The sequence below is a fragment of the Shewanella profunda genome (assembly GCF_023283765.1).
Taxonomy (GTDB): domain Bacteria; phylum Pseudomonadota; class Gammaproteobacteria; order Enterobacterales; family Shewanellaceae; genus Shewanella; species Shewanella profunda.
In genome coordinates this window covers 122,178-139,145 of sequence record NZ_JAKILG010000005.1, presented here as the reverse complement: position 1 = coordinate 139,145, position 16,968 = coordinate 122,178, and the positions used below count along the sequence as shown (strand labels likewise).

The window sequence follows — 16,968 nt, the reverse complement described above, 5'->3', positions numbered from 1 at the left end:
AACTGCTAAGTTTAGTCTGGTTAATTAGATTAAATATCGATTTAATGGGCTTAAGTTAATTGATTAGGCCTGTGGACAAGTTAAACCTCTTTGTTTTCAAGCACCACCTAGATAGATAAGGCTAGAATTAAGCGCTCTTAATATGCTACCACCTGCAACAGTAAGGCCACGAATACGCAGGTGTGGTGGAGCCCCATGGATGTGCGCATGCCTGTGCTTGAGGTCGGCTAAGATGTTTAGCATTTGGAACAGCTAGTTAGCATTTAGTTGGTGATCTACAGTGACAGTATAATCATCTAAGATACATGGATAGGGGAAATATCGAACTAATGCACAATTTTTCACGGCTCCAGTTTATCGTGCTCGCAGTCGCAAGTTATGCTCTCCTGTCTTTAGGTTGGATATACTTTTCAGATCAATTATTACAGTTTATTACTGACCAACAGACTGTATTCCGCTTTTCCCTTGCCAAGGGAGTCTTTTTTGTACTGACGTCGGCATTAATTTTTTTGTTTGTCTTGAATGCGGTGCCAGATCGTCATATTGCCCCCTCACATCGCGCCATTGAAATTACCTTCTCTCGCTCTGTCTTTCTTGGCCAAGGACCTTGGTTTCGTTATGGAATTGCCGTGCTTTTCCCATTGCTTACACTGTGGGTTGCCCATTATTTAACCCTCGAATTACAGGTACGGCTTCTCTTGCTGCTCTTTACACTGCCCATATCGTTAAGTGCAATTATGGGCGGTTTTGGTCCGGGTTTATTAGCCACCTTAATTTCGACACTCTGTGTGTACTTCTTGGTTTTCAATGTGGAGAAGTCACCGCTTGATATGATGCTAAGTTGGCTGCCATTCGTCAGTTTAAGTGTTAATGGCATTATTATTAGTGGTTTAAGTGGCTATTTAAGGGCCTCAATACGTAAATCAGATTTAAATCATCAATTACTTGAGTCTATGGTTTCCCAAACGACAGACGTTATTTTTGTGAAGGATTTACAAGGCCGTTATGTGGTCGCAAATCAGGGCGCAGCGGCATTTGTTGGTAAATCAATGCAAGAGGTGATCGGTCAAAATGATGATGCATTATTTGAACCCATCTCGGCGGCCTTGATCCACCAAAAAGATGAGGCAGTGCTTAAAGAAAAGAAAGTGACTACACATAAGGAACATTTACAGCTAAAGAGTGGCTTAGTCGTGTTTCAAGTGACAAAGGGCCCAGTTGTTGATTCTAAAGGTGAAATACGCGGTCTCTTTGGGATTGCAAGGGATATTACGGCGCAGGAGCAAAGTGCTGAACGGCTGCGCAAGAGTGAGGCAGGGCTGAGGCAGGCGCAGCAATTATCTGGTATTGGGAGTTGGGAGTGGGATCTCATTACCAATACCCATACTTGGTCTGAACAGGTTTTTGAAATCTATGGATTATCACAAAAAGAAGTGCCGCAAGCGCTGGATATTGAACAGGTGCAGTCACTCTTTACCCCTGAAAGTTGGCAAAAACTCAATCATGCCGTAACCCAGTGTTTAGACACTGGCGAACCCTATGAGTGTGAAGCTGAATTTTACCGTGCCTATACGTCACCCAGTTGGATTAAGGCTCGGGGACAAGCAACGCGGGATGAACAAGGGTGCATCATTAAACTACACGGCACTGTGCAGGACATTACACAGGCACGCTTGCTTCAACAACAGCTTGCAGCACAAACTGCGCAGCTACAGCGAGTCATCCAAGGTTCAGAGCAAGGTTACTGGGATTGGAATGTGGCTACGGGTGAAGTTCAAGTGAGCCCACGATTTGAAGCCATTTTAGGATATCAAACCGGTGAGATGCAGCTCAAAGCCACAAACTGGGCTCAATTTGTTTATGACAAAGATCAACGTGAAGTGAAAAAGGTTGTGTTGCAACATTTACGACATCTCACCCCAAGTATTGAACTTGAAGTGAGATGCAAAATGAAATCCGGTGATCTTTGTTGGGTTCTTTGCAAAGGCGGCATCGTGGAGGTGGACAGTAAAGGTCGTGCCTTGATGATTTCAGGTACTCAAGCGGATATTTCCCATCTTAAAAACCACGCCGCTGAATTAGATAGGGTGGCGAATTACGATGTGTTAACTGGATTACCTAACCGTAGATTATTGCTCGATAGGTTTAAACAGGCGATATCGAGGGTAAATCGCGATGGCAGGCTATGCGCAGTCTGTTTTCTCGATCTCGATGGTTTTAAAGCTGTTAATGACCATTATGGCCATGATGTGGGCGATCAACTTTTAGTCGCGATAGTGGAGAATCTTTCTAAGATCATGCGTGAGCAAGATACATTAGCGCGGGTTGGTGGGGATGAGTTTGTGGCGTTATTTGATATTTGTTCAGAGGCAGAATGTACACAAGTCCTTGAGAGAGTGTTATGCGCAATAGATCAGACTGTCTTAATCGGCGATAAAAATCTGCGCTTAAGTGCCAGTATTGGGGTGAGTTTATATCCCGAAGATAATGTTGATCCTGATATTCTGTTACGCCATGCCGACCATGCTATGTATATGGCGAAAGCGGCTGGGAAGAACTGCTTTCAAATGTTTGATCCAGACGTCGATCGTAAGTTGCTTGCCAAAAGGAAATGGTTAGAAGAACTTAAATCTGCCTTTGCAAAGCGTGAATTTGTGCTTTTTTATCAACCCAAAGTGAATCTGGCCACTGGAGAAGTGATCGGTGCTGAAGCATTGATCCGTTGGTTACATCCCCAGCGTGGTCTGTTATCTCCCAGCGTATTTTTGCCGGATATTGAAGGAAGTGAGCTTGAGATCCCATTAGGAGAATGGGTGATTAATACCGCCATAGCACAAATCCAGCGTTGGCATCGTGGGGGAAAGAACATCCAAATCAGTGTGAATGTGAGCGCAAGGCAATTGCTGGCCGATCACTTTTATGACTTTTTAAAACAAAGCTTAGCCGACTTTCCCGATGTGAACACATCCTCCCTTGAATTAGAAATTCTCGAAAGTGCCGCAATTAAGGATATGACGCTAGCGATTGGTATTTTGAAAGAATGTGCCAGCCTTGGCGTGCATTTTTCACTTGACGACTTTGGTACAGGTTATTCTTCTTTGACTTATCTACGTCAATTACCCGTATCGACCCTGAAAATCGATCAAAGTTTTGTCCGTGATATGTTAGTTGACCAAGATGATTTAAGGATAGTCGAAGGTGTGATCCGCCTTGCAAGTGTGTTTAATCTGGCGGTTATCGCTGAAGGGGTTGAAACCATCGAGCATGGCAGAGTACTTGCCACACTCGGGTGCCAGATGTGTCAGGGATATGGAATTGCTGTCCCTATGACGGCTAACGATTTTATGGATTGGTATGATAATTGGCCTGCTCAATATCAACAGATTAAAAGTCAATTTAAACATGTAAATGAGCCTCTCATCCCGAGTTACTGACAATTTTGTTCAGAGCTCACAGGTGTAACCAACAATTTTTGATCCGCTTTTCGTCATTTTTCGTTTATGCTGCTGCTCTTTTTTAGCTGACAGGGCAATGCATGCGTCTCCTCAAATCAACCCAAGATCCGGCTGTGAATTTACTTACGGCTAGGGTTTTTCATCGCCGTGCAGCACGAGCCATAGTGTTATCCGGTGATGATATTCTGTTGCTCTACACTCAAAAGTACCACGACTATAGCCTTCCCGGTGGTGGAATTGATGAAGGTGAGAGTGTAGAAGCTGGACTTATCCGTGAGTTACGGGAAGAAACGGGCGCTATTGCGATTCAAGTGTTAGCTCCCTTTGGCTGCTATGAAGAGTTTCGCCCTTGGTATCGTGAAAACGCAAATGTCGTCCATATGGAGTCCTACTGTTACCAATGTGAAATAGATACCTATTTAGGCGTGCGGGGATTAGGCAAACCCAGCCTAGAAGCCCATGAGATTAAAAATGGCATGCGACCTGAATGGATCAATATCTATCAGGCCATTGCCCATAATGAAGATGTTCAGCGTAATCACCCTCATAAAGGCCAATCTATAGAGCGAGAAACCTATCTACTAAAACGGATAGTTGAGGAACTATTAAACTCAAGTAAATCAAAGTGTTAATTAACTTTATCTTTGCTGTTTAATTGATTGATGCCAAATTATTTTTTATTAAAAATAGCGTGAGTAATTTAATTTATTTAAATATATACAATAGCTTACTGGTTGAATATTATTCATTCATCTGTAAATTTTTGTGATTGCATTTTGTAAAAACATATTGAATAAATTTACGATTAAAGGGGAGGTGACAATGCAAATTATCTTACTTACCCATGAGCGTGAATTAGTGCGGCCAAATAATACCGGACGGCTCGCTATAGCGGCCTTTCCCGAAAGTGTTATCTGTATACCTTGGTCGAGAACTGCACCAGATCCAGCCTTAGTCACCAGGTTAGCATCCCAAGAGGCTAAGCTTTTATTTCCTGCGGACGCAGAAGAAAAAGTAAAGCAAGATTTGTCGATTAAGCCAGCATTAACGCTACCAAAGCAAATCGTGATCCTCGATGGTACATGGCAGGAAGCGCGAAAGATGCTACGCCAAAGCCCGTATCTGAAATCGGCAGCAAAAATTGAGTTGCCGTATAGGACCAGCGGGGGCATTTGAACGAAAACCTACGGTTTTGACTCCCAGGCCCTCCGCGTAACCGTAGGTTTCCGAATAATCACCCCTTCCCCTCATCTTCAATAAAGTACGTACCATTGGGCAACACATGCTTATAGGGCAATAACGAGATATGGGATAAGGTCTTGTCGTCGATATCCTCCCCCTGCTGCCGGAGCTGCTCAACCACGTCATTTATCTTGATCGTGTTCCAGTACAGAATGGCATTGGATACAAAGCTGAGGCTGCTGGCCTTGTTCATGATTTCCTCATAGTCCCCAGTGGTGAATTCACCCTGGTCCGCAAAGAATATCCAGCGCGGCAGTTTGTGCCGGTATTCCCCTTTATTCAGTTGCCGCTGGACGGTTTGGCGCAGGTCTTTGTCAGTTAGGTACCGCAGAATGTATTCGGTCTTGATGATCCGGCCCAGGTTGGTAAAGGCCTTGGTGAGGCGATCGGAGGGTGAACTGTTGGTCAACCGTTGAACGATGACGTGTGCTGGCGCAGTTTTTTGTTTCAGAGAAATGACCACCCGCATCATGTATTCCCATTGCTCCTCAATAATCGCCAAATCAGCTGTTTTCGTGAGTAAATGGTTGAGGTCACCGTAATCGACGGATTTGTCGATACGGTATAGCTGCTGATCCTTCAGATCCCGAATGCGTGGCATAAAGTAGAAGCCGAGCAAATGACAGAGGGCGAAGACGATTTCAGTGTACCCATGCGTATCGGTGGTGTGCTCTCGGATTTTCAGAATTGTGTTGTTTTCCAGCAGACCGTCCAGAACATACAGGGCTTCACGAGGGCTACAGGAAATGATCTTGGTGCTGAACACGGAATATTGATCGGATACGTGGGTGTAGATCCCGATGGCTTTTTCATAGTAGCCGTAATAGCGGGGATAGTATGAAGCCAACAGGCTGTCGGCGCGGATTTTAAAGCGTTGCGCATCTGAAGAGGACAATGTACCGGAGCCATACACCGCACTCAACGGCAGCTCATGGTGTTGATTCACAATTTCAGCACTGGCGTTGATCAGGGTTTCTTCGCGAATATAGTATTGCAGGATATGCCTTAGCATATCGACAGTAACGCCATTGACGCTGTTACTCATGGACACGACGCCCAGGTTTGTGGCTTGTGAAATAATGGCAGCCATCAGGCTTTTGTAAAAGTTTTTGGGCCGTGACTGGTGATGTTGGATAGGGACAAAGTGACGACTGTAATGCGTCATTTGATCCACCTCCATCAGCAATTGCTCGATGCGTATGCTGGGCATATGCGCATCGATCACCTTTTGCAGTTGGTTGACTTTATCCGGTACGTCCAGCTTGTCGTCACGCTTGAGTTTCAGCCGGCCATTGTGTATCTCGGCGAAATTATCCAGTCCAAAACGCTTTTGCGCTGCTGACACCGCTTCGTGGAACTGGGTTGAAATGGCGGAACGCACTTCGTGTGGCAAAGGCTGCTGTAGCTCGGTATAGACGGTGTGTTTGGTTTCATCCCAGTTGGGCTCGTTCAAGGTCAGATCCCAGAACGACACATGCTGTTTGCTCTGTGGTAAATACAAATCGCCGGAACGCAACGCATCTTTCATCGCGAGAGCAAGGCCCATTTCCCAAACATTGCGATTGATGTTGCCGGCTTGATCTTTAAGGCTGCGACGCAGCTCGCGGGGAATGAACGCAGTCGGTGTATTCTCCGGCAGTTTTTTCAGATCGCCGTCATCCAACTGCCGGACGAACTGGATGGCTTTTATCAGTGGCCCAGAACCTTTCGCCACTTCAAACGGTAACCGTATAAAGTCGGAAAAATACTTTCGTAAACTGGGGTAACGGGTCAGCAACAAATCGCAGTAGCCGCATTCTTCCAGGCGTTTAAAAATGTGCAGGTCGTCAATGGAGGCTAGCAAGTGTTTCTCGTCAATACGCTGCCATAAGTCATTCTTGTACAACGGCTGTTCATCCGGCCATTCCAGCAAAACATGCGTGGTATCGAGCACGGCGTCGATAGCTTTCTTCTGGCGTTTGCGGAATTCCTTGTGCTTTTTGTCGTGACTGTTTCTGGTTTGTCGGCACAGTTCCGTCATGTACTGATCGTGCATTTTGACCAGGTTATCCAGCAGAATCTTGCGGGATTCTAACAGGAAGCACACCATCAGGGCATAGCGCTTGTGGTCTTTGAAGCGTTTCATGTCCTTGGCGCTGTAGCGCTTGGTCAGTCGATACAGGTAGTGAAGAAAAGCGGTATCAATGACCTTTTCCTCGAATTCATTAACGCCGGTGGCCACCAGATTGTCATAGCGCTCCAAATAGCGTTTCAGTGATGAGATTTTGGCGGCCGGTGGATACTCTTTGAGTTGGTTGAAGTAGGTTCGCTGATTACCGTCTGTGGTTTGCAACAGAACGTCGATGGCACCGCGCAGTTCAGGGGACATCTGATCAAACACCTGCTCAAAAAGCTGAGTGTGAACCTGGTTACAAATACGGATGATCTGCCGTTCGATGGTCGAGGGCCCGGGTAATACAATACGGTTCAGCAGCAGGTAGCGCTCTGCCCGGTGAAAAAGTTCATCCGGCAGCAGCCCCTGGCGAGCATATTCTTCAATCCAGCGGTCCAGATCCGCTTCCGCTTTGTCATCAAACCGCTGAAAGCCCAGATACTTGAGGATGTTGTTCCGATGCTCCAATAGTGTCGCTTCCCGCTCGGGCACGTCCACGGTTAGCGTGGGCGGGAGGTCGAGTTGACTGCTCAGGTAGCTGATTACCCGGGGGGATAGATCATGGAGTTGGTTAAGAAACCGGCCATAGAGACGCATGGCGCACAGTTGGATAGCAAATCCCAGACGGTATTGCTTACGGTACTTGTTGACCACCTGGCAATCGCGTCGGCTCAGCGTCCAATCGCGAACCATTTCTTCGTCGGAAAATCGTTGTGGCAGCATTAACGGCTGGTTTCGCTGCTGGTTGGTTAAGAACTGCTCTTTGGCTGTCATGAGTTCTCACTTGGGCTCAGTCACGCCAACTATTCCTATAGCGTTGTTTTTATTGATTTTTTTACATTCGTGAGTCGCTATTGTCGTATCTAACAATCAGACGGCATTGTAATCACGAATAGACGATAATAAAATAACGAATAGACGAATTTCAACCATCAATTAGCCGAGCGCTTATTTTATGTACCCACGTTATTCTGAAATCAATGTCAAAGAAGCGCTGAGCGACACCCCGGTGGTCTTTGTGATGGGGCCGCGCCAAGTCGGTAAAACCACTCTGGTGAAGGCGCTGATTGGTGAGATGGGCGCTGAAAACTGGGAATACATTACCCTGGACGATCAGGCCCAATTCGAAATTGCACAAGCTGATCCCGTCGGGTTCATCCGTAATCTGCCACCGAAACGAATTGCGCTCGATGAGGTTCAGCGCCTGCCTGAACTGTTCGTCTCCATCAAGCAGGCTGTGGATGAACAACGCACGGCAGGTCGCTTTCTCCTGACGGGTTCTGCCAATGCCTTGTTATTGCCCCGGCTATCGGATTCCCTGGCCGGCCGGATGGAGTCGGTTCGCCTGACAACGCTTTCCGAATGTGAGATCCATGGACGACCCCCCAGCTTTTTAAGCAAACTACTGAACCAGGAAGCGCCTTCGGCTCAGGACATTCGTGTGCGGGATCATCTACTGCAACGGTTGATTACGGGGTGTTTCCCCGAGCCTCTGCAACGTGCCAATGAGCGGCGAAGCACCGCTTGGTATCAACAGTACGTCAGTACATTGATCCAGCGGGATATCCGCGATCTGACCCATATCGATCACCCCGATCTGATGGCCAAGTTACTCAAACTCACCGCCTTTTATGCGGGGAAACTGGTTAACCTGACCGAACTGGGCGCTAAACTTGGGCTGGATCGACTGACCATCAAAAAATACATGGCGTTGTTGGAGCAGTTGTTTTTGGTGGAACAGCTGCCGGCCTGGCATTCCAACGAATATAAGCGCCTGGTGAAAACACCCAAACTGCACTCGGTCGATACCGGCATGATGTGCGCCGTGCGGGGCCTCAATCGGGAGCGCCTGCTGAAACAGCCAGGTGATTTTGGGTTGGTGCTGGAATCCTTCGTCTACAACGAATTGCGCAAACAGGCGGTGTGGATCGAGGAGCCCTTGAACTTCTACCACTACCGTGACAAGGACAAGGTGGAGGTCGATGTGATCATTGAAAACGCCATGGGCGATTGTTTTGCCATTGAAGTCAAAGCGGCGGCAACCTTGAGCACGAAAGATTTTACCGGCTTGAAACGCTTTCAAAGTGTGGCCGGCAAGCGCTTTAAAATCGGTGTCCTGCTCTACGATGGCGATCATACGACGGCTTTTGGTGACAATCTCTTTGCTGTCCCGCTGGGAGCGCTCTGGTCATGAACGAAAACCACACCATTGGCCAGCTGGCCAAGACAGCAGGTGTCAACGTCGAAACCATCCGCTACTACGAACGCCGTGGTTTGATCCGTCAACCACCCAAACCCGCAGAGGGATACCGTACCTACCCAAACGCAACCTTGGCTCGGATTTTATTCATCAAACGCGCCCAGGAACTGGGTTTTACGCTGGAGGAGATCAACAACCTGCTGTCATTGGGCGAGTCGCATTGCTCGGAAGTCCAGGAGCTGGCCGAAGCAAAGCTGGCCAGCGTGCGTGAAAAAATTAACGATCTACACCGCCTGCAACAGGTGTTGGAAGAGCTCGTCACACAGTGCCGGACCAATCCTGACAATGCGGCATGTCCTATTGTTGAATCCCTCCAACCTGCTCCTCGTCAATAAAAGGCATTGGACTTGACTCCGTACCTTGGTACGGGACTTACACTGATTTCACTAGGTCAATAAAGTGGAGTCGGCGATGGCAGGAAAAGAGTCATTCACCAACACAAGGCTACCTATCATCGGTGGCATTACCGCTGCCACCGTCGCCAGCCTGTGTTGTGTTGGGCCTTTTGTGCTCCTGTCACTGGGTATCAGCGGGGCCTGGATCGGTAACCTGACTGTATTGGAGCCCTACCGTCCCGTATTCATCATGCTTGTTATGTTGTTGCTCGGTTGGGCTGGCTGGCAGGTTTATCGACCGGTCGATACCTGTGAACCGGGAACCGTCTGCGCTGTGCCGCAAACTCGGAAACGGCGGCAAATGGTTTTCTGGATCGCTGCAATCGTGGCGCTGGTGCTCGTCACCAGCACCTACTGGATTCCTCTGTTCGCATGAACACTCTGGAGCTAACCATGCAGAAAATCATTCTCGGTCTCGTATTCACCATCGCCAGCTTCTCGGCCTGGGCCAAGCCACAAACCATCACGCTGGATCTGCCAACCATGAACTGTGCCATGTGCCCGATCACGGTCAAAAAGGCACTCACCAAGGTCCAAGGCGTAACAAAAGCCGAGGTCAGTTATGAGCATAAGCAAGCCGTAGTAACCTTTGAGGATTCCCTGACCAACGCTGACAGATTGGTCGAAGCGACCACCCATGCCGGTTATCCATCGACCATCGTGAAAACGGAAACACCATGATGCCAGAGGTGATTTTGCAGTCAGTGCTGACTTGTCCCGAATGCGGCCATAAAAAAACAGAATCCATGCCCACCGACGCGTGTCAGTGGTTCTACGAGTGTGAGCAGTGCCATGTTTTATTGAAGCCGAAGCTCGGTGACTGCTGTGTCTACTGTTCCTATGGCTCGGTACCATGCCCGCCGATACAGTTGTCACAGGGCAATAAAGACACAGGAACCTGTTGCGGCGGTTAAGTGGACCTCGCAAATCTGCATGTCACTCACCCGGTTAAGTCGATGATTTTCCAGTATCAATCCACCTTCAATGATCTCTGTAAGATTAAGGAGCGAGCCTTGGTAAGGCCTCTCTATCAAAACGGTTTCCAACCGACTGTAATTTTTACTTCTCTTGACTCTATAGCGGCTATAGAGTTTACAATTGCGATCAATAATCATTAGCGATTCATGAATAAGAGAACACCGAGATGTTTGATTGCAGATTGCAACGCCTGAAACGAGCCACCCTTCATGCCATCATATTTCTGATGCTGCCACTTTCTCTATCTGCCGGGGCGAATGAAGCTGAGATCCCAGACAACGTTACTCAACTCCGGCAACTGGCACAGCTCGCTGAATACATAGGCGTTGATTATGCCGAAGCGGTGAAAAACGGTCAGGTAATTAATGACAATGAATATCAGGAGATGGTGGAGTTTTCACAACTGATTGTTAGCAAGAGCTCGCTGGCCGCCACTGCTGATGCAGAGTCACTCGCAGTGCAAGCAATGGCATTGCAGAGGGCCATCCATGATAAGAAAGGTGTTGATGAGATCCGTCAAATGAGTGCCAGCCTACGCGGCACATTGTTGGGATTGATGCCACATTTATCCCTGCCGGAACGGATATTACCTCAAGAAAAAATCCGGCCGGTATTTGAGACTAACTGCGGATCTTGCCATGGAGTATCTGGTCAAGGTGACGGAGTGCTGGCAGCACAACTCGATCCCGCACCCACGGACTTTACCGATAAAGAGCGGGCATTAAATCGATCAATTTTGGGTTTATACGACGCCATTACCAATGGCATTGACGACACCGCCATGCCATCTTTTCAACAACTAACGGAGCAAGAGCGTTGGTCAATGGCATTCTATGTCGGTGGACTCGCTTTTCAATCCAGCGAACCTACTCACAATGATTTGAATATTACCAAACTGCAGCTGATTAATCACAACCCACTGCAACTGGCAGCAGCACGCCCTGATATAACCCTACAAGCTTTGGAGAGTTTACGCGCTAACCCCTCGGCATTATTCAAGGCATCCCAAGATCCCTTGGCAATCACATGGAATCGACTTCAAGCCGCCCAAAAAGCGCATCAGAAGGGAGATTTTTCAACCGCAAGTGAACTCGCCGTCAGTGCTTATCTGGACGGTTTTGAACTGATTGAAAACAGCCTCGATGCGCATGACAAAGCACTGCGCCAATCCATCGAGTCCAACATGATGGCACTACGACAATTGACCAGCCGCCCCGACGTAAACGGAGAATTGGGTGCGCTAATGGCGGAGACGCGGCATTTGTTGGATGACGCACAACGTTTGTTATCAGAGTCCACCTTGTCCGAAGGAACTTTATTCACTGCTAGTCTGGTCATATTGTTGCGCGAAGGCCTGGAGGCATTGCTGGTTATCATTGCCTTAACGACGGTTTTGATAAGAACCGGGCGTCGGGATGCGCTTAAATATGTCCACATAGGCTGGATTGCGGCATTACTTGCCGGTGGTGCCACCTGGATCGCCGCTCAATCGTTGATCACGATCAGTGGTGCCAATCGTGAAATCATGGAGGGAATTGCCGCTTTATTGGCCGCGTTGGTACTGCTCTATGTTGGGATCTGGATGCATAGCAAAACCCAGGCTGCACAATGGCAAGCCTACATTCAGCAACATGTCGATACCCAACTTAAGTCTGGCACCTTGTGGGGGCTGGTGGCGTTGGCATTTGTGGCGGTTTACCGGGAGGTGTTTGAAACCGTATTATTTTATCAATCGCTGTTAACGCAGGCGGTATCAACCCAATATTCTTCTGTTGGTGGTGGCTTTGCGCTCGGTTTGTTGCTGTTAGCCATATTGGCGTGGGTGTTGATTCGCTTTTCCGTCAAGCTGCCGATCGCCAAATTCTTTTCAGCCACCACCTACTTGCTGCTAGCGCTGGCATTTGTCCTGATGGGCAAAGCTGTGTCGGCATTACAGGAGGCGGCCATCATCGGTATGACGCCATTACCTGTGAGTTTTGAGATTGACTGGATTGGCGTCAAATCCACCTGGCAAGGCGTGCTTGCGCAACTTTCGGTACTTCTGGTTTACCTGGTATTTTTAATACTATCCAAATCAAAACGCGCAACATCACCGCCGATAACACAGGCGTCCGATTTCAAGCGCGTAAGTGTTACCGCTTCTGATGCTGATTAGTGGTTAACGTTTGCAAGATGCCGCACTGTTCGATCGTCCTTTCACTGGAGCAGCTGCGGCGAAGTACTTTCAAATGCTCGCGCAGCTGAACCAGCTCCTGAATGCGCGTTTCCACTTGTTGAATGTGCGTATCCATCATGCGATTGACTTGATCACATTGCGCACCCGGTGAGCGTTTTAATGTGAGTAGCTGGCGGATCTCGGACAAACTGAGATCCAGGTTACGGCAGAGCTTGATAAATAGCAGCTGTTCGACAGCAGCTTCATCGTAAAGTCGAAAATTGCCGTCACTACGCTGTGTCGTGCACAGCAACTGTTCTTTTTCATAGTAACGGATAGTTTGCACCGAGCAATCCGTCTTTTTTGCCAGCTCGCCAATCTTCATTTATTCAATCTCTGTGCTTGACTCTATAGTAACTATAGAGTTTAAACTGCCCACCTTGGATAGAACAAGGGTTTTTTATGACGACCACATGCGGTGGCAATTGCCAAAATAACGCGACGGAGAACACTCCCCAAATTGCCGAAGTACACGACGCTTCTCATGGCGGCTTTGTTAGTGAGTATCATGTCCCCAAGATGGACTGTCCTTCAGAGGAAGGCATGATCCGTATGGCGTTGGACAGTGTGCATCCTAAAGTCACATTGGAATTCGATACCCCCAAGCGCAAGGTGAGTGTCTACCATGGTGATAACGCTGACCTTATTAAAAAAAGAATGCAATCAGTCGGTCTGGGCGCGAGACTTGTCAGTACAATGCCCGTCGCCAGCGAGTCCATCGCCCGTGCGCAGGCGTCTGCAAAACAGGAGGCAGAAAGAGAAGCTGGCATTCTCAAGTGGCTACTGGCAATCAATGGCATCATGTTTGTCATTGAAATTACTGTCGGCTGGTGGGCGCAATCCACTGGTTTGATTGCGGACTCCCTGGATATGTTCGCTGATGCCGCCGTCTACGGCGTGGCGCTGTATGCCGTAGGGCACAGTGTGCGGATGAAGTTGCGTGCAGCCCATTTTTCCGGTTGGCTTCAGATCATTCTCGCCTTGGGCGCTTTGGGCGAGGTGGTAAGGCGATTAGTATTGGGTAGTGAACCGGTTTCCACTTTGATGATGAGCTTCGGGCTTGTTGCCTTGGCGGCCAATGTGACCTGTCTGCTGTTGATTGCCAAAAGCCGGGATAGCGGCGCCCATATGAAAGCCAGCTGGATTTTCTCCGCCAATGACGTGATTGCCAATCTAGGGGTGATCCTTGCCGGTGGATTGGTGGCCTGGACGGGCTCACGTTATCCAGACTTGGTGATTGGCCTTATCATCGGTTTGATTGTGTTGAATGGTGCGCGCCGTATCTTGCAGCTCAAGTCCTGAGCCGAGCACAATATGAACAACAAGCAATGGTCTTTTTTTGATAACTCGCCAATAAAAATCCTCGACCTGGCTCGCTTTGATAAGCGGATAACAGGTAAACGAAAGGCGCTGGGACAATCGGGGATTGAATCCGTAATCAAGGGTGGACTGCTTCGCAGTTTATTCCATTTCATTGGGGTTATGTTCGGTTTATGAGTCGAAAAGCACTGTCTTATCTGCTGTTACTCTTGATTGCACTGCAATCAGTGACAGCGATGGCTGACGTGCATCCCATTAATTATTCGGATACAGCCCCTTATTCCTCTGATTTCATCGATGGCTCATCATCGGGAGTACTGGATAGCTCGACCGCTACTGATCCCACTGATCAGAATATGTCCACTGACTGCCTGTTTCATTGCCATCACCATGGCTGCCATTGCCATGTCTATTTATCCGGTAACCTGACTCACCCAAACTTTTTGCATAAACATTCGTTGCATAACGACTCTCAAGCCCTCATTCCCGAGGCCCCATCCTCGTCGCTGTACCGCCCTCCAATCGCCTGATTTTACCGATTATGTTTTTTCTGTGTTGCCGTTATCGTTGCAACGCGCGGTTTGAATTATCTTAAATAAGTAGGATCTACCATATGCTATCAATACGTACTGCGCCGGGTTCTGGCGCTTTGGGGCGGAGGAATATCAAAAGCCGATGTATTCTGTTCAGTTTATTATTTTTCATTTCTTCGTCGGGGCTTAGCGCCGAGCCTGGGGACTCAACGATCACGCTGACCAATGCGGTGCAGCGCTCCCTGTCACAAAACCCGTCTTTGAAAGTTTTTCCCTACCGCTACGCAGCCCTTCAAGGGCAGGCCGAAACAGCCGGGTTAAGACCGGCGTATGAGCTGGGATTTGACGCTGAAAATGTCGGGGGCACTGGGGACTTCAGCGGTGCAGGTGGTGCTGAACTCACCATTGCGCTGTCTTCGGTCATCGAAATGGGGGATAAGCGCGCGGCACGGCAAGGCGTAATCTCCCACAGTCGGTCGGTGCTCAATGCCAGCCGACAGGTGGAATCCTTGGCCTTATTGGGCGAAGTCACCCGCCGTTACGTCGATGTGCTAGCGGCACAGGAGCAGGTCACCCTGGCTGGCGAGGCCGCCCAGTTGGCGAGCGAGAGCTTACGCATTGTGAAAAAGCGGGCTACGGCGGGAGCGACACCCGAGGCGGAAGTCAAACGGGCACAGGCCGCTGCCGAGCAAGCGAAGCTCGCTTTGCTTTCGGAGCAGCAACGGCTTGCTTATTTGAAAGTGTCGTTGTCTGCCCTGTGGGGGGTAACCTCACCGGACTTTGACAAAGTGGAAGGTGATCTATTCCAGTTTGGCGAGGACGTGGCATTCGACCTGTTGTACGCCAAAGTTGAAAAAAATCCTGCGATAGAAGTATTCGCAGCAGAGTCCCGCCTCAAAGAAGCAGAAATACGCCTTGCTCAAACCCAATCCAGTGCCGATATCAGTTGGTCGGTGGGGGTTCGTCGCTTGCAGGAAACCGATGACACCGCGTTGGTAGCGGGTTTCAGCATGCCGTTGTTTTCCGGCAAGCGAAATGTCGGCGCCGTTTCGACCGCGTTGGCCGAAAAAAATCAGGTGTTGGCAGAGCGCGATGTAATGCTGCTGGATCTACACACGCAACTGTTCCGGGCTTTTCACAACCGCAAACAAGCCATTGTCGCGGTAGAGGCACTGCGCACCGCCATCATTCCCGCCCTTGAGCAGGCCCTGGTAGAAACTCAGGCGGCCTATCAACGCGGTCGCTACGGGTATCTCGACTATGTCAGCGCGCGGCAGGAATTATTGAGCGCCAGGCGCACCCAGATCGAAGCGGCCGCAGCCGCCTTAACCTATGGTGCAGAAATTGAGCAGCTAACAGCAGAGCCCTTGGCCTTGACACAGTATGGCGAAGACAACACATTTTCAGGAACCCCACAATGAAATCAAATACCCAGTTAAAAAAATCATTTATCCGTCTAATTACGTGTTGCTTTGCGATCACCCTGTTGTCTGGACAAACTTTCGCCGAGACGGGTCACGGAGAAGAGGAAGAGCACGGTGAAGAAGGCCACGTCGAGCTGACCCAGGAGCAGATAAAACATGCCGGCATTACGCTGGCAACCGTTACCTCGGGCACCATCCGCGATGTTTTGCCAGTATATGGCGTCGTCGCCACCAACGCAGAGCGTGTACAGTCGGTAACGGCACGCTTCGACGGCGTTATTCGGGAAGTTAAAAAAAGTGTTGGTGATCCGGTTCGCAAAGGCGAACCCCTGGTGACTGTGGAAGCGAATGAAAGTCTGAAAACCTATTCGATAGTATCCGCACTCAATGGTGCCGTTACCCAGCGGAATGCAAACGCTGGCGAGCACACTACGGATATCCCGTTGTTGGTAGTACAGGATTTCTCAACGGTTTGGGTGGAGCTGTCGGTTTTTCCCAAGGATGTTGCTCAGGTTGAATTAGGCCAGCGGGTTCGCATTCTCAGTCTCGATTCGACCCATATCGCAGAGGGAAAAATCATCTATATTGCGCCGCTTGGCCAAACTGGTAATCAGGCCATTATGGCGCGCGCTTTGATCGACAACCCGAATGGCATTTGGAAACCCGGTCTCTTTGTCAACGCGCAAATCACCCGCGCCGAAATAGCCGCTCCAATGGTGATCCGCAACGAAGCCTTGCAAATCGTCGAGGATAACCCTGTCGTTTTTGTTCGGGGTGAGGAAGGTTTTGAAGCACGTACAGTGACTTTGGGGCGAACCGACGGTGAGCTAACCGAAGTGGTGGCAGGTCTGTCCGCAGATGAAGTGTATGTCAGCAAAAACAGTTTTATTTTGAAAGCGGAATTGGGTAAAGGGGAGGTTGGCGATGATGATTAATAGCTCCCTGAAAGACATTCTGGATTCCATCGGCCGGAGCAGCATTCTATCGCCGCTCA

The 16,968-nt window shown here is 49.0% G+C and carries 14 protein-coding genes and 1 pseudogene; 13 read left to right on the top strand and 2 right to left on the bottom strand.

Annotation, left to right across the window (positions count from 1 at the left end):
* The first annotated feature begins 329 nt into the window (after positions 1-329).
* The 3 genes and pseudogenes from L2744_RS04660 to L2744_RS04650 form a co-directional block, all read left to right on the top strand.
* Entirely contained in the window at positions 330-3,434 is a 3,105-nt protein-coding gene (locus L2744_RS04660; protein ID WP_248990810.1) for an EAL domain-containing protein, read from the top strand.
* Between the two features lie 101 nt (positions 3,435-3,535).
* Positions 3,536-4,087 (top strand): NUDIX hydrolase, encoded by a 552-nt coding sequence (locus tag L2744_RS04655; RefSeq protein WP_248990809.1) that lies wholly within the window; start codon positions 3,536-3,538, stop codon positions 4,085-4,087.
* A 190-nt stretch (positions 4,088-4,277) separates the two neighbouring features.
* Positions 4,278-4,607: pseudogene (locus tag L2744_RS04650) on the top strand (DTW domain-containing protein); the annotation flags it as partial.
* A gap of 82 nt (positions 4,608-4,689) precedes the next feature.
* Here L2744_RS04650 and L2744_RS04645 read toward each other — a convergent pair.
* Entirely contained in the window at positions 4,690-7,623 is a 2,934-nt protein-coding gene (locus tag L2744_RS04645; protein ID WP_050660089.1) for a Tn3 family transposase, read from the bottom strand.
* A gap of 181 nt (positions 7,624-7,804) precedes the next feature.
* Here L2744_RS04645 and L2744_RS04640 point away from each other — a divergent pair, with 181 nt between their 5' ends.
* The 6 genes from L2744_RS04640 (at position 7,805) to L2744_RS04615 (ending at position 12,637) form a co-directional block, all read left to right on the top strand.
* Positions 7,805-9,043, top strand: a complete 1,239-nt coding sequence (locus L2744_RS04640) for an ATP-binding protein (protein WP_025265557.1) — start codon at positions 7,805-7,807, stop codon at positions 9,041-9,043.
* Positions 9,040-9,444 (top strand): mercury resistance transcriptional regulator MerR, encoded by a 405-nt coding sequence (gene merR, locus L2744_RS04635; RefSeq protein ID WP_015485717.1) that lies wholly within the window; start codon positions 9,040-9,042, stop codon positions 9,442-9,444. Before L2744_RS04640 ends, merR begins: the two co-directional genes overlap by 4 nt.
* Positions 9,445-9,520: 76 nt before the next feature.
* Positions 9,521-9,880 (top strand): mercuric transporter MerT family protein, encoded by a 360-nt coding sequence (locus L2744_RS04630; protein WP_015485718.1) that lies wholly within the window; start codon positions 9,521-9,523, stop codon positions 9,878-9,880.
* A 17-nt stretch (positions 9,881-9,897) separates the two neighbouring features.
* Positions 9,898-10,185 carry a mercury resistance system periplasmic binding protein MerP gene (gene merP / locus L2744_RS04625; protein WP_050660120.1) on the top strand — a complete coding sequence of 96 codons (288 nt, stop codon included), beginning with the start codon at positions 9,898-9,900 and terminating at the stop codon, positions 10,183-10,185.
* The gene (locus tag L2744_RS04620) at positions 10,182-10,418 is read left to right on the top strand and encodes a GDCCVxC domain-containing (seleno)protein (RefSeq protein ID WP_427616048.1); all 237 of its coding nucleotides are present in this window, start codon (positions 10,182-10,184) and stop codon (positions 10,416-10,418) included. The genes merP and L2744_RS04620 overlap by 4 nt, the downstream gene beginning before the upstream one ends.
* Before the next feature lie 230 nt (positions 10,419-10,648).
* The gene (locus tag L2744_RS04615) at positions 10,649-12,637 is read left to right on the top strand and encodes a cytochrome c/FTR1 family iron permease (protein ID WP_105935173.1); all 1,989 of its coding nucleotides are present in this window, start codon (positions 10,649-10,651) and stop codon (positions 12,635-12,637) included.
* On the opposite strand, the gene cadR is transcribed toward L2744_RS04615, so the two are convergent.
* Positions 12,615-13,022 carry a Cd(II)/Pb(II)-responsive transcriptional regulator gene (gene cadR, locus L2744_RS04610; RefSeq protein ID WP_025265560.1) on the bottom strand — a complete coding sequence of 136 codons (408 nt, stop codon included), beginning with the start codon at positions 13,020-13,022 and terminating at the stop codon, positions 12,615-12,617. The genes L2744_RS04615 and cadR overlap by 23 nt on opposite strands.
* Positions 13,023-13,099: 77 nt before the next feature.
* On the opposite strand from cadR, the gene L2744_RS04605 reads away from it, so the two are divergent.
* From L2744_RS04605 to L2744_RS04590, 4 genes are all read left to right on the top strand, one after another.
* Positions 13,100-13,999, top strand: coding sequence for a cation efflux transmembrane domain-containing protein (locus tag L2744_RS04605; RefSeq protein ID WP_011711494.1), 900 nt, complete (start codon positions 13,100-13,102; stop codon positions 13,997-13,999).
* Positions 14,000-14,190: 191 nt separating this feature from the next.
* On the top strand, positions 14,191-14,547 hold the full coding sequence (locus L2744_RS04600; protein ID WP_037431561.1) for a hypothetical protein: 357 nt from the start codon (positions 14,191-14,193) through the stop codon (positions 14,545-14,547).
* Between the two features lie 83 nt (positions 14,548-14,630).
* Positions 14,631-15,971: a TolC family protein gene (locus L2744_RS04595; protein WP_140907667.1), complete on the top strand. Its 1,341-nt coding sequence runs from the start codon at positions 14,631-14,633 to the stop codon at positions 15,969-15,971.
* A complete protein-coding gene (locus tag L2744_RS04590) occupies positions 15,968-16,909 on the top strand; it encodes an efflux RND transporter periplasmic adaptor subunit (RefSeq protein WP_140907666.1) in 942 nt (313 codons plus the stop codon). Before L2744_RS04595 ends, L2744_RS04590 begins: the two co-directional genes overlap by 4 nt.
* The last annotated feature ends 59 nt before the right edge of the window (positions 16,910-16,968 follow it).